The organism is Vibrio anguillarum (genome assembly GCF_003390515.1).
Taxonomy (GTDB): Bacteria; Pseudomonadota; Gammaproteobacteria; order Enterobacterales; family Vibrionaceae; genus Vibrio; species Vibrio anguillarum.
In genome coordinates this window covers 2,664,187-2,676,765 of record NZ_CP031479.1, presented here as the reverse complement: position 1 = coordinate 2,676,765, position 12,579 = coordinate 2,664,187, and the positions used below count along the sequence as shown (strand labels likewise).

Annotated in this window: 14 protein-coding genes; 5 read left to right on the top strand and 9 right to left on the bottom strand. The window is 46.3% G+C overall.

From position 1 onward, the window contains the following. Positions 1-37: 37 nt before the first annotated feature. On the top strand, positions 38-391 hold the full coding sequence (rplS, locus tag DD616_RS15300) for a 50S ribosomal protein L19 (protein WP_010319525.1): 354 nt from the start codon (positions 38-40) through the stop codon (positions 389-391). A gap of 80 nt (positions 392-471) precedes the next feature. On the opposite strand, the gene yacG is transcribed toward rplS, so the two are convergent. The 8 genes from yacG to nadC all read right to left on the bottom strand — a co-directional run bounded on the left by yacG (position 472) and on the right by nadC (position 7,591). Further along, the gene (gene yacG / locus DD616_RS15295) at positions 472-669 is read right to left on the bottom strand and encodes a DNA gyrase inhibitor YacG (RefSeq protein WP_010319526.1); all 198 of its coding nucleotides are present in this window, start codon (positions 667-669) and stop codon (positions 472-474) included. A gap of 89 nt (positions 670-758) precedes the next feature. Next, on the bottom strand, positions 759-1,499 hold the full coding sequence (gene zapD, locus DD616_RS15290) for a cell division protein ZapD (protein ID WP_013857689.1): 741 nt from the start codon (positions 1,497-1,499) through the stop codon (positions 759-761). Between the two features lie 32 nt (positions 1,500-1,531). Next, positions 1,532-2,140, bottom strand: a complete 609-nt coding sequence (gene coaE, locus DD616_RS15285; RefSeq protein ID WP_208871886.1) for a dephospho-CoA kinase — start codon at positions 2,138-2,140, stop codon at positions 1,532-1,534. After that, complete coding sequence (locus DD616_RS15280) at positions 2,131-3,012, bottom strand: prepilin peptidase (RefSeq protein WP_208871885.1); 882 nt, start codon at positions 3,010-3,012, stop codon at positions 2,131-2,133. The genes coaE and DD616_RS15280 overlap by 10 nt, the downstream gene beginning before the upstream one ends. A 38-nt stretch (positions 3,013-3,050) precedes the next feature. Continuing rightward, positions 3,051-4,277 carry a type II secretion system F family protein gene (locus DD616_RS15275; protein ID WP_047688859.1) on the bottom strand — a complete coding sequence of 409 codons (1,227 nt, stop codon included), beginning with the start codon at positions 4,275-4,277 and terminating at the stop codon, positions 3,051-3,053. 42 nt (positions 4,278-4,319) lie between these two features. Continuing rightward, positions 4,320-6,008, bottom strand: coding sequence for a type IV-A pilus assembly ATPase PilB (pilB, locus tag DD616_RS15270; protein ID WP_094164340.1), 1,689 nt, complete (start codon positions 6,006-6,008; stop codon positions 4,320-4,322). A 5-nt stretch (positions 6,009-6,013) separates the two neighbouring features. Beyond that, on the bottom strand, positions 6,014-6,448 hold the full coding sequence (locus DD616_RS15265; RefSeq protein WP_050934217.1) for a type IV pilin protein: 435 nt from the start codon (positions 6,446-6,448) through the stop codon (positions 6,014-6,016). Between the two features lie 255 nt (positions 6,449-6,703). Continuing rightward, entirely contained in the window at positions 6,704-7,591 is an 888-nt protein-coding gene (gene nadC, locus DD616_RS15260; RefSeq protein ID WP_017043701.1) for a carboxylating nicotinate-nucleotide diphosphorylase, read from the bottom strand. 124 nt (positions 7,592-7,715) lie between these two features. Between nadC and ampD the strand changes: the two genes are divergently transcribed. Then, complete coding sequence (ampD, locus tag DD616_RS15255; RefSeq protein ID WP_212752689.1) at positions 7,716-8,267, top strand: 1,6-anhydro-N-acetylmuramyl-L-alanine amidase AmpD; 552 nt, start codon at positions 7,716-7,718, stop codon at positions 8,265-8,267. 21 nt (positions 8,268-8,288) lie between these two features. On the opposite strand, the gene fldB is transcribed toward ampD, so the two are convergent. Further along, positions 8,289-8,807, bottom strand: a complete 519-nt coding sequence (gene fldB / locus DD616_RS15250) for a flavodoxin FldB (RefSeq protein ID WP_094145252.1) — start codon at positions 8,805-8,807, stop codon at positions 8,289-8,291. A gap of 152 nt (positions 8,808-8,959) precedes the next feature. Here fldB and xerD point away from each other — a divergent pair, with 152 nt between their 5' ends. The 3 genes from xerD to recJ are packed head-to-tail and all read left to right on the top strand — an operon-like array spanning position 8,960 to position 12,448. After that, positions 8,960-9,868 carry a site-specific tyrosine recombinase XerD gene (gene xerD / locus DD616_RS15245; protein WP_013857679.1) on the top strand — a complete coding sequence of 303 codons (909 nt, stop codon included), beginning with the start codon at positions 8,960-8,962 and terminating at the stop codon, positions 9,866-9,868. A gap of 13 nt (positions 9,869-9,881) precedes the next feature. After that, complete coding sequence (locus tag DD616_RS15240; RefSeq protein ID WP_208871884.1) at positions 9,882-10,667, top strand: thioredoxin fold domain-containing protein; 786 nt, start codon at positions 9,882-9,884, stop codon at positions 10,665-10,667. 41 nt (positions 10,668-10,708) lie between these two features. Then, positions 10,709-12,448 (top strand): single-stranded-DNA-specific exonuclease RecJ, encoded by a 1,740-nt coding sequence (gene recJ, locus DD616_RS15235; RefSeq protein ID WP_208871883.1) that lies wholly within the window; start codon positions 10,709-10,711, stop codon positions 12,446-12,448. Positions 12,449-12,579: the final 131 nt, after the last annotated feature.

Below are 12,579 nucleotides of genomic sequence, written 5' to 3'. Positions count from 1 at the left end.
TTTAATTTAGTATCAGTTTATTCTAGGAATTTTTAAAATGAGTAACATCATCAAGGCTCTTGAAGAAGAGCAAATGAAACAAGGCCTACCTAAATTCGCACCAGGTGACACTGTTGTTGTTCAAGTTAAGGTAAAAGAAGGTGATCGTGAGCGTCTACAGGCTTTTGAAGGCGTTGTAATCGCAATCCGTAACCGTGGCCTACACTCTGCATTCACTGTTCGTAAGATCTCTAACGGTGAAGGTGTTGAGCGTACGTTCCAAACTCACTCTCCAGTGGTTGATAGCATTGAAGTTAAACGCCGCGGTGCAGTACGTCGTGCCAAACTGTACTACCTACGTGAGCGTTCTGGTAAGTCAGCTCGTATCAAAGAGAAACTTGCTAAGAAGTAATGCTATAAACTAGCGTTCTCATAGTAATAAACAGGGGTCGAGTAATCGACCCCTGTTTTTATATGTGTTTTATATGTGCGCTAATATTGATCTTCTGACCAACCATCACTGTCTGACATATCTGGTGCACCGGGAATACTTTTTTCCTCATCGGCCCACTCGCCAAAATCGATCATCTGACACTGTTTGGAACAAAAAGGACGATAAGGGCTCTGTTCTCCCCATTCGACATCGGCTTTGCACTGCGGGCATTTTACAATGGTAATTTTCTTTGACATAACGGACTTCAAGTAACGATGGATAGGCGTAAGTGTATTACCTAACGCAATGGAAAGTAAGAGTCAGTCGGGAATTGAAGCGGAATTGATTAACAGCAGACGGCGAGATCAAACTCGATATCGCGCCCTGTTGCTTGGCCTGATTGGAATTCGATAAACTTAATCGCGAAGCGATTTTTATGTCCAGAGATCATGGGGTATACCCCATACTCAAGTGGGATCGACAAGCGCAAGATATTGGCGTCTTCTGCATCGCTTTGATAAAAACCTAATCGTGCTAGGCGTGCTTTAAAATGGCCCGTTTCGCGGGTTAACTTCAACCAAAGTTGCAACGCATCTGATAACGGTCGCAGCGTTTCCATCCATTGGTGCGCATCTTGGGTCTTCTTTTCTATCGGAATGTGTAACCAGTAGTGCAGCGCTGGTAGGTCAAAACAGCATGACCCGCCCGGCAAATTAAAGCGTTGGCGAATCGTGCTTAAGAAACGATCTTCTTTGAGTGATTGGCCAAAGCGTTCAGCGCTCATTAAATTACGATGCACCTCGTCGATCTCTTCAAGGAGCGATAGCAACATTTCTTGATCAACACCATCCACATTGAGCCAGCTACGGTAGTTCAAACGCTGTTTTTCAATATCTTTAGCCAACTCGCTTTTGAGTTGGATCTGTTCGAAGATTTCGAGTAAATCAAACAATGAACGAAAGAAGAGTTGGTGTTGAATACCGTCACGAAACTGAGCGGAATGCATCAACTGGTTAAGCAGCGCTTCGACTCTTAAATAGATACGAGTTTTTTCGTTCAGTGGGTGTTCAAACTTATGCGTGGTCATCTAGCTAGCCTTAGGTCCGGTCTGGGTTATTCTTACAGACTTAGGCTGCATATGGCTAGATACTTTTTGTGTAATTCTGTGATTTGAGGCAAAAGTTTTTGGTTTTCTGCGCTATTTTTAATCACATCGTCAGCGTATTGCAATCTTTGCTCACGGCTCGCTTGAGCGGCTAAGATCGAACGTACTTGTTGCTCTGATACCTTGTCTCTTGCCATAGTGCGAGCGATTTGAGTTTTTAGATCAACATCAACCACTAAGATGCGATCAACTAAGGTTTGTAGGTTATTTTCTATCAATAATGGCACAACCAATAAAGCATAAGGCGAGGTGGTTTTTGCTAAATCAGCAATCATTTTTGCACGGATCATTGGGTGAAGAAGCTGATTAAGCCAAGCCTTTTCTTGTTCATCAGCAAAGATCTTTTCTCTTAACTTGGTGCGATCCAATTGTCCATCGGGCTTTAATATGGTGAGGCCAAAGTGCGCGCAAATCGCCGTTAATCCTTCACTATCTGGTTCGACGACTTCTCGAGCGATGATGTCAGCATCCACGACATCAATCGAGAAATGCTGCTGAAATAAATGAGCAACGGTGCTTTTTCCGCTGGCAATCCCGCCGGTTAAACCCACCACTAACCCCATGACGATAACCCCATAATTGAACCTAAATACCAACTCATCATATCGTTACCCCACAACAAGGTTAGCCAGCCAGCAATGGCGAGATAGGGGCCAAAAGGAAAGGCTTTGTCGATCCCTTTTTTTTGCAAGCGCAATTGAATTAGGCCAAAGACAATGCCAACCACAGATGACATGAGGATGATGATGGGCAGATATTGCCAGCCCAACCAAGCGCCGAGAGCAGCCAGCAGTTTGAAATCGCCATAACCCATTCCTTCTTTGCCTGTGACGAGTTTAAACAGCCAATAGATCGACCATAAGCTCAGATAGCCAGCAATGGCGCCGATCACCGCATCTTGCAAACTGACTGGGCTAATGTGCATCAATGATAAGCTGAGACCCGCCCACAGTAGTGGCAGTGTCAGCTTGTCGGGTAACAGCATGGTATCGAAATCGATAAACGTCGCCGCGATGAGCACAAAAGTGAAAAACAATAGCGCTAGTGAAAAATAACTAAAACCGAAGTGGCTAGCCACGACAAAGCTCATAATGGCGGTGAGCAGTTCAATCAAAGGATAGCGTGCACTGATCGGGCCTTGGCAACGGGAACATTTCCCTTTTAAAAAGAGCCAACTGAGTAGCGGAATATTATCAATAATACGGATTGGCGTATCACAGTGTGGGCAGCTAGAACGGGGGACACTGAGCGTGAGTTGTCCTTCCGGTGGCGCAATGTGATATTCGGGAAAGCAGTCAGCGCACTCTTGTCGCCATTCTCGCTCCATGATTTTAGGTAGACGATAAATGACCACATTGAGAAAACTCCCCACGATTAAGCCAAACAACGCTGCAAAAAGTGGAAAGAGCCAAGGGTAATAAATAAAAACTTCCATGCACAGACTCGATAAGTAAAAGATTAGCAGAGCTAATACTATCCTAATACACTCATTAAGTTAAAGATGGGCAAGTACATCGCCACCACTAAACCGCCGACCACCGTACCCAAAAAGACAATGATCAATGGTTCGAGAATTTTGCCTAAGTTATCGACGGTATTATCGACTTCAAATTCGTAAATGGTGGCGACTTTATTGAGCATGTCATCCAATCGGCCTGATTCTTCACCAATCATCACCATTTGCAGCACCATTTCGGGAAAGGCTTCGGTATTACGCATCGCAATATACATTGGCATACCGGCTGCCGTATCACGATAGACCTCATTAATCGCTGTCTCAAAATGGACATTGCCAGCGGTTTTGGCGGTGGTTTTTAAGCTGGCTAAAATCGGAATGCCTGCACTAAAACTGGTGGCGAGTGTGCGACTGAATTTAGCAATAGAGGCTTTGCCTATCACCCCGCCAAGAATGGGAAACTTTAATCCTAATCGGCTGGTTTTTAAGCGTATTAAAAAAGATTTTTGGCGTACTGCTTTCACGGCAATTGTGGTGAGGATTATGATGATTAGTACCCACAAACTGTAACTTTGCACCCAATGAGAGAGTTTCAATACTTGCTGTGTAAACCAAGGTAATTCGGCTCCGAATCCTTTGAACATGCTTTCAAACTCAGGGATCACCATAGTAAGCATTAAGTAAGAAACACCTAACGCGACCAACACCACCATGGTTGGGTAGATGAGTGCTTTAATAACTTTAGCGCGCAGTTGTTCACTTTTTTCTCGATAAGTCGCTAGCCGCTCAAACACTTCAGCCAAGTTACCTGACTGTTCACCTGTGTGAATGAGATCAACATACAAGGTATCGAAATGGGTGCTGGCGGTACGCATCGCTTTGGAAATTGGCGTTCCGGCTTCAACCCCTTTGGTGACTTGCGACAAAATGGATTTCATTTCGGCTTTGCGATGGTTATCTCCGACCAGTTTTAAGGCTTGCACGATGGGCACGCCCGTGGTCAGCATGGTCGCCAATTGGCGTGTCAGAATGGTGATGTCTCTGGCCTTCACGCGATGAGTCAAGCGGGTGATAAAAGAGACGCCCCCTTTTTTGATTTTTTTGATTTGAATGTGCTGTTCTTTAAGTTTGTCACGCACTTCCAGTTCGGTTAAAGCGAGAGTTTGGCCAGATACTTTTTTGCCCGAACTATTTATGCCTTTCCAACGATAATTTTTGAGTTCTGATTTGATTTTTGTGTTCATACAATAGAGTCACCCAATGGCTAGCTAAGAGGGATCAAAGCGTTAGAAATAGAGCACGCGTTGCAGCTCTTTGAAGCTGGTTACGCCGTTTTTGAGCTTTTCAATGCCTGATTCTTGTAGTGTCTGCATTCCGTTGGCTTTCGCGATCTGCTCTATTTGATGAATGCTTGCTTTTTGCATAATCGCTTCGGCCAGCTGTGGGTTAAACGCCATCACTTCATAAATGCCGACTCGACCTGAATAGCCCCCTGTGCATTCGTTGCAACCATGCGGGTTCGCTTCATAAATGGTTTCCGTCGCTAGTAGCTGAAAATGTTGCTGCAACTGTATTGAGGGCACGACGGCAATTTTGCAGTGCCGACAAAGGCGACGAGCCAAACGCTGGGCAATAATTAAACTGAGTGAAGAGGCTAAGTTAAACGCTTCAATTCCCATATTACTTAAGCGAATCACCGTTTCGGCGGCGGAGTTAGTGTGCAAGGTAGAAAGGACTAAATGCCCGGTTTGTGCCGCTTTCACGGCGATTTCGGCAGTTTCTAAATCGCGGATTTCGCCAACCATCACAATGTCGGGATCTTGCCGTAAGAAGGAGCGTAATGCTTGCGCAAAGCCAAAGCCAATTTTTGGCTGCACTTGAACTTGGTTAATACCGGATAAGTTAATTTCAACCGGATCTTCAGCGGTAGAAATGTTCACTTCAGCAGTATTTAAAATGCGTAGCCCCGTATAGAGCGAGACGGTTTTTCCGCTGCCCGTCGGGCCCGTCATTAAAATCATCCCTTGTGGTTTTTTCAGCGCAGCTAAGTAGAGCTGTTTTTGCTGGTCGTTATAACCCAATTTGTCGATATCTAAGTTAGCGGCGCTGCTATCAAGTAGGCGCAGTACGATTTTTTCGCCCCATAAAGTGGGGAGGCTGGAAACGCGCATATCGATGGCGGTGTCTTGATTCAACCGCAGTTTAATTCGTCCATCTTGTGGTAAGCGCCGCTCGGCAATATCGAGTTTGGATAAAATCTTGAGCCGCGCGGCAAGCCGGCGACTTAAGTTGCTTGAGGGACGCTGCGTTTCCACCAAAATACCATCACAGCGCAATCGTACTCGGTAAAGCGCTTCGTACGGTTCGAAATGGATATCGGATGCGCCTTTTCGCACCGCATCAAGCAGGATTTGGTTAATAAAGCGACTGACTGGGGCGTCATCTTGGCTGAGGTCTTCAATCGATTGAATCTCATCATCAGACAGCTTAACTAAGTTCGCCAGTTCATCTTGGCTGATCTCTTTCCCTGAAGAAGAGGATCCTTGAATTGTTCGGCCATACAAGCGCCGGATGGCTGCTTGCAGCGCTTTGTAGTCGGCTAAAACCAGTTCGACTTGTAAGCCTGTCGCAAAGCGAAAATCATCTTCCACTTGTAAATGGGTCGGGTCGGAAACCGCGATGGTCAGGGTTTGGCCATTATGGGCAATCGGCAGTGCTTGGTAACGGGTGATGAGATCACGCAAACCAAGCTGTTGGCAGAGCTGCGGGTAGTCGTAGCGGGTTAAGTCGGTGTCCGGTAGGCCAAAAAGGGTACTTAACTGCTCAGTCAGATCATGAGGATGGAAAAAATCCAAAGCGAGCAAAGCTTCTGGCACACTCGCACCAGACGCTTTGATATGTTCAATAACTGCGTGTTCTTGCGTCGGGCTCAATATCTGAGCCTGACGCAGAATCGCAGGGAGGTTGGTTAGCATATATTTTAACTATGTGGACAACCCGTGGGTGCTGCTGCTGATTTGGTGGAGAAACCAGAGGTTGCACAGCTCCAACCGAGGTCACTGTCTCTAGTAATAATTGCTTTAGCCCCGGTTGGTAGTCCATTGATTGTAAGCTCTATACTTTTACCGTTAGTACCAATAGAAAGAGTTCCGTTTTTTATCGCGCCCTGGCTGACACCTACTTTATTTAGTTCAGTAACATTTGCTGGAAAGCTACCTTCCTCTTGATAGTACAATTCAGCAGGAGTAATAATCGACTTTAATGTTGCAACAGTCGAAGCTACCTCGCTTTTTGTTACGTAATCTTTATAAGCAGGAACGGCAATCGCAGAGAGTACGCCAATAATTGCCACCACAATCATCAATTCAATTAAGGTAAAACCACTTTGTTTCGTTTTCTTATTTGTGTTCATTATTTGATTTGCTCCGTTTGAACGCATAAGGATGGGCAGAGCATAAGAAGCTTGTGGGTTGGTGGGAATGAGATAAAGAGCAGTGCGCGAGCGATTTGGATTTTTTACCTGTTTAGTTGCATATATCAATCACTGAAATACGACTGACTTAAAAATGCCGTCTTGATTTTGATACGCAAGCAATAAAAAAGGAAGCTCGTCCGGCTTCCTTAACTATTTGAAATTTTTGATCTTTATTCCATTAATTGATGTAATTAATTACTGAAAGCGCATTGAGAGATCGAGCGCTTTAATGTGCTTAGTCAGCGCGCCGACTGAGATGTAATCGACACCGGTTCGCGCGTAATCGCCAATGGTTTCTAATGTGACGTTACCAGAATTTTCTAAAGCCGCGCGGCCTGCGTTAATTGCTACCGCTTCGCGCATCATCTCAATACTAAAATTATCCAGCATAATGATGTCAGCACCCGCTTGAATCGCCTCTTCTAACTCTTGCAGGCTTTCGGTTTCGACTTCGACAGGTTTACCGGGGTTGAGCTGTTTAGCGGTGCTGATGGCTTGGGTTATACCGCCACAAGCAATGATATGGTTTTCTTTAATTAAATAAGCATCAAACACGCCAATACGATGGTTAAAGCCGCCGCCACACGCGACAGCATATTTTAGTGCGCTGCGCAGGCCAGGGATAGTTTTGCGTGTATCAAGTAGTCGGCATTCGGTGCCTTCTAGCTGTTTGGCATACTGAGCAGTAATGCTGGCGCAACCTGACAAGGTTTGAATGAAGTTCATCGCATTGCGTTCACCAGTCAGCAGCGCGCGAGCTGGGCCCTCAAGGGTGCACAAAATTTGGTTTGGCTTAACTTGATCGCCATCTTGGACATGCCAGTCAATTTTCACTTCACCACCAAGTTGTTTGAAGACTTCCTCTGCCCATGCTTGGCCACAAAATACGCCATGTTCACGGGTGATGAGAGTCGCAGTATTGCGCGCATCCGCTGGAATAAGGTTTGCGGTGATATCAGCAGTCGCATCCAAGCTGCCACCGAGATCTTCTCTGAGTGCATCGCTAACGGCACGAGTAATTTCCAATGGGAGTTGCTGTTTCAGATAATCAAGGCGTTGTTGGCTGTTGTGTGTATTTTTCATCGCAAATCTAATATGGTGTTGAACAGAGTGAGAATGATACGCTGAGTTTTACTCAAATTCAGCCACTAATCTCGCATTTCCTCTGGCTAAGGTTCATTTTTGTGTGAGTGTAAGGGGTCAACTGATGATCGATAAAAAGGGTTGGTATCAAAGCGCACGTCGAGTGCCATCGCCGTTTTATGATCAGCGAAGCGATGCGCAAGATATTTCATTGCTGGTGGTACATAATATCAGCTTGCCTCCGGGCCAGTTCGGCGGCCCATATATTGAGCAGTTTTTCACTGGCACGCTTGACCCGAATCAACACCCTTTTTTTCAAACCATCCACCAGATGCGCGTCTCGGCTCACTGCCTTATTCGGCGAGAGGGAGAAGTAGTGCAATTTGTGCCATTTAATGCCAGAGCTTGGCATGCGGGCCAGTCAAGCTTTGCTGGCCGTGCAAAATGCAATGATTATTCGATTGGGATTGAATTGGAAGGGAGCGATGAGACGGCTTATACACCTGCGCAATATCAAGCCTTAGCGACTTTGACGTGTGCATTGCAGCGGCGTTATCCGCTCATCACCAATCAACGCATTACCGGGCATCAATACATTGCACCACTACGCAAAACTGACCCCGGTTTGGTGTTTGATTGGCGTTGCTATCGAGCCTTGTTGGCAGCAAATGGCTAACAACAAATAGCGAACAACGAATTAAATCGAATCGTGATATTCCACTAAAATTTGCTCAACCCAGCATTGAATGCGTTCGTCGCTTTGCTCGTATTGCGAATCTTCATCGAGTGCGAGACCAACAAAGTGGCGGCCATCTTTCGTTAGAGCTTTTGACGCTTCAAAATGGTAGCCTTGGTTGGGCCAGTAGCCAATCAATTGAGCACCAATTTGTTTTAGCTCGTCATGCAGCATCCCCATCGCATCGAGGTACCATTCGCCATAACCTTCTTGATCGCCTAAGCCGAATAATGCGACGTACTTGCCTTTTAGCGACACGCCACCGATTTGATCCCATATTGCGCTCCAATCTTCTTGGATTTCGCCAAAGTCCCAAGTTGAGATGCCCAGTATTAAAAGATCATAGTTGCTCATCAAAGAGAGTGGCGTTTCTTTCACATTGTGAATCTCCACCAAATCCTCACCGATGAGCGCACGGATCTTCTCTGCTGCCATTTCGGTATAACAAGTTGTTGAGCCGTAAAAAAGACCGATCTTCATAATTTTGTGTTCGTTTTAAATCAAGAATAGTGAATTCTAACCATAAAATGACGCACTTTGCAGCGATTATCCTGCCGATGATGTTTTTTTATGGTATTAAACCAGTGGCTCACATAACCTGAGCAACTCGATTTTCACCACAGAGGTTTGATGTGTCTGAATATATTTCTCCTGATCAAGGGGTTGTGGAACAGTTTTTAGATGCGATGTGGATGGAGCGTGGTTTAGCTGAAAACACGCTCTCATCGTATCGCAATGATCTGACGAAATTGTTGCAATGGATGCAGCACAATAATTATCGCCTCGATTTTATTAGTGTCACTGGTTTGCAGCAGTACCAAGCGTGGCTCGCTGATCAAGATTATAAGCAAACCTCGCGGGCGCGCATGTTGTCGGCGATTCGTCGTTTATTTCAATATCTTCACCGTGAGAAGCTCCGCGGCGATGATCCGAGCGCGCTCTTAATTAGCCCTAAATTGCCGCAGCGTCTGCCTAAAGATTTATCCGAGCAGCAAGTGGAAGATTTATTGAATGCTCCCGATACTAATAATCCTCTAGAATTACGTGACAGAGCGATGTTGGAACTCTTGTATGCAACAGGGCTACGGGTGACCGAATTGGTTTCACTGACCATGGAAAATATCAGTTTACGTCAAGGCGTAGTAAGAGTGATTGGTAAAGGTGGCAAAGAGCGTCTTGTACCGATGGGCGAAAATGCCGTTGATTGGATTGAAACTTTTCTTGAACAAGGGCGGTCTACTCTGCTGGGCGAACAAACGTCGGATGTGGTTTTCCCCAGCCGACGCGCAAGGCAGATGACTCGTCAAACCTTTTGGCACCGAATTAAACACTACGCAGTGATCGCACAAATCGATGTGGAAAAACTCTCCCCACACGTATTAAGGCATGCTTTTGCCACGCATCTACTCAATTACGGTGCCGATTTGCGTGTAGTGCAAATGCTGCTCGGTCATAGTGACTTATCGACCACGCAAATTTATACTCATGTTGCGACTGAGCGACTTAAACAATTACATAGCGAGCACCATCCAAGGGCTTGAAAAGGTGAATTTAATGAGCGTATTACGCCAACTGACTCTTCTTACATTGCCACTTTTTGCTGTGGCGTGTAACGCCGAAACCACAGAGCAAGTGACGTCAACGGCTGTGCAAGCGGCTGTGCAAGCGGCTGCGCTTGATAAAACGGTTTTTGAACAACGTTTTTCTAAACTCGGATTGGAAGTACTGAGTGTTCAAGCCTCTGATATTCCGGGAGTGATTGAAGTGCAAACTTCCGGTGGCGTGCTGTTTTCTGCGCCTGACGCGAGCCATTTTATCGCCGGAACCTTGTATGAATTAGATAAGAATGGTGGTTATGTCGATGTGTTAGCCAAACGCCAAGCGCCCGTTAATGCGGCGAAGATCGCGCAGTTTGAATCGAGTATGATCGAATACAAAGCCGCCAATGAAAAATACGTGGTGACTGTTTTTACTGATATTACCTGTGGTTATTGCACTCGTTTGCATAGTCAAATGAAAGGGTATAACGACCTAGGGATCACCGTGCGCTACATGGCTTACCCGCGTCAAGGCGTTACGGGGCAGGTAGCTGATCAAATGGCCGCTATCTGGAATGCAGATGATAAAATGGCAGCGATGAATGAGGCAAAAACCAATCATCAATTGCCAGAAGCAGGGCAGAACATCCAACAAGCTAAGCAGTTGATTACCAAACACTATCAGCTCGGGCGTGAGTTAGGCATCAACGGCACGCCTGCGATTTTCCTACCGAATGGCGAAATGGTTGGCGGTTATTTACCACCAGAGCAACTGTTGCAACGCCTTCAGCAGATTCAATAACTTTAGGAGTCGGGCTTGAGTGTTCTTGAGCCCGCTGATTTATGATTGAGATAAAACAAAGACCAGCCCCCGATCTTTCGCAACTTCCTGACACGATTCCAACACTGCTTAAACGTATCTATATCAACCGTGGTATCACGAACCTTGAACAACTCGACAAGGCTGCGAAAGCACTGCATTCCTACCAACAATTAGGTGGTATAGAGCAAGCGGTACAACTACTTTTTTACGCCATTGAGCAGCAGCAGCGCATCATAGTCGTCGGGGATTTTGATGCTGATGGCGCAACCAGTTGCGCCTTATCTGTTTTGGCGTTGCGAATGTTGGGATCGAACAATGTGGACTATCTCGTGCCTAACCGTTTTGAAGATGGTTATGGCTTAAGCCCTGAAGTGGTCGATCAAGCGATTGAGCTTGGCGCGCAGATGATCATGACGGTCGATAATGGCGTCTCCTCTATCGACGGGGTGCGTTATGCCAAGCAGCAAGGGCTGACTGTCTTGGTGACCGATCACCATTTACCGGGACACGAGTTGCCAGAGGTTGATGCGATGGTGAATCCCAATTTGTCTAACTGCCCGTTTCCCTCGAAGGCATTAGCCGGCGTAGGGGTGGCTTTCTATTTGATGATGGCGCTGTGCGTGCATATGCGAAAAAACGGCTGGTTTACTCGACAAGGTATGAGTGAACCCAAGTTGATGGAGCTGATTGACTTAGTCGCACTGGGTACTGTCGCTGATGTTGTGCCGCTCGATGAAAACAACCGCATTTTAGTGCATCAAGGTTTGCAACGCATTCGCGCCGGGCATGCAAGGCCGGGTATTCAAGCTTTGATTGAGGTTGCTAAACGTGACGCGAGGCGTTTAGTTGCCTCGGATTTTGGCTTTGCGTTAGGGCCACGCATCAATGCGGCAGGGCGCTTGGATGATATGTCATTTGGCGTTGAGCTGCTAATGTGCAATGACATTCACGCTGCGCGTCGAATGGCCAGTGAGCTGGATAGCCTTAACCAAACTCGTAAAGAGATTGAAGAGGGTATGAAGCAAGAGGCGCTGGCTTTTTGTGAGCGCTTACAACTGAGTGAAAATAGCGAATTGCCGCACGGTTTAGTGCTGTTTCAACGTGATTGGCACCAAGGTGTAATTGGTATTTTAGCCTCACGTATTAAAGATAAATATCATCGCCCTGTGATTGCGTTTGCCGATGGTGGCGATGGCAGTATCAAAGGGTCATGCCGCTCTGTTGCTGGGTTACACATGCGCGATGTGCTGGATCGCATTGATACACAAAACCCCGGTTTAATCGCCAAATTTGGCGGTCACGCGATGGCGGCAGGTTTAACTATTGCCGAAAAAGAGTTTGAGCGTTTTGCTGAGCTGTTTGATCAAGCCGTACGTCGCGAGTTAGATGAAAGCGCGCTCAAGGGCGTGATTTTATCCGATGGAGAGTTAACACCTGAAGAGTTCTCGATGCACACCGCTGAAACCTTGCGTTCCGGTGGCCCATGGGGGCAGGCGTTTCCTGAACCTCTCTTTGACGGTGAGTTCAAACTACTGCACCAAAAGCTGGTGGGGGAAAAGCATTTGAAACTGATGCTTGAACCGTTATTCAAAGGCCACCCAACCAACATTATGATCGATGGCATTGCTTTTAATGTCGATTTAAGACGCTGGCCAGATGCGTCGGTGAAAACGGTGCGTCTTGCGTATAAGCTTGATATTAATGAGTTTCGCGGCAATCAGTCACTGCAATTGATGATTGATCACCTCGAAGCGAAGTAACGGCTTGATATTTCTCTTCTTTCGATGCGTGACATAACCTTCCCTCCCTTAGAAAGGGGAGATCTCAACGAATGTTTGCTCTTACATTCCCTCCCCTTCAAGGGGAGGGCTAGGGTCTGTCTCTTGATCAC

What these genes read in the sequence shown, in the direction of transcription:
- DD616_RS15275 (WP_047688859.1), bottom strand. Translation starts at nt 4,277, where the DNA reads ATGAACACAAAAATCAAATCAGAACTCAAAAATTATCGTTGGAAAGGC.
- ampD (WP_212752689.1), top strand. Translation starts at nt 7,716, where the DNA reads ATGATCGATAAAAAGGGTTGGTATCAAAGCGCACGTCGAGTGCCATCG.
- zapD (WP_013857689.1), bottom strand. Translation starts at nt 1,499, where the DNA reads ATGACCACGCATAAGTTTGAACACCCACTGAACGAAAAAACTCGTATC.
- pilB (WP_094164340.1), bottom strand. Translation starts at nt 6,008, where the DNA reads ATGCTAACCAACCTCCCTGCGATTCTGCGTCAGGCTCAGATATTGAGC.
- rplS (WP_010319525.1), top strand. Translation starts at nt 38, where the DNA reads ATGAGTAACATCATCAAGGCTCTTGAAGAAGAGCAAATGAAACAAGGC.
- coaE (WP_208871886.1), bottom strand. Translation starts at nt 2,140, where the DNA reads ATGGGGTTAGTGGTGGGTTTAACCGGCGGGATTGCCAGCGGAAAAAGC.
- nadC (WP_017043701.1), bottom strand. Translation starts at nt 7,591, where the DNA reads ATGAAAAATACACACAACAGCCAACAACGCCTTGATTATCTGAAACAG.
- DD616_RS15240 (WP_208871884.1), top strand. Translation starts at nt 9,882, where the DNA reads ATGAGCGTATTACGCCAACTGACTCTTCTTACATTGCCACTTTTTGCT.
- DD616_RS15280 (WP_208871885.1), bottom strand. Translation starts at nt 3,012, where the DNA reads ATGGAAGTTTTTATTTATTACCCTTGGCTCTTTCCACTTTTTGCAGCG.
- yacG (WP_010319526.1), bottom strand. Translation starts at nt 669, where the DNA reads ATGTCAAAGAAAATTACCATTGTAAAATGCCCGCAGTGCAAAGCCGAT.
- recJ (WP_208871883.1), top strand. Translation starts at nt 10,709, where the DNA reads ATGATTGAGATAAAACAAAGACCAGCCCCCGATCTTTCGCAACTTCCT.
- fldB (WP_094145252.1), bottom strand. Translation starts at nt 8,807, where the DNA reads ATGAAGATCGGTCTTTTTTACGGCTCAACAACTTGTTATACCGAAATG.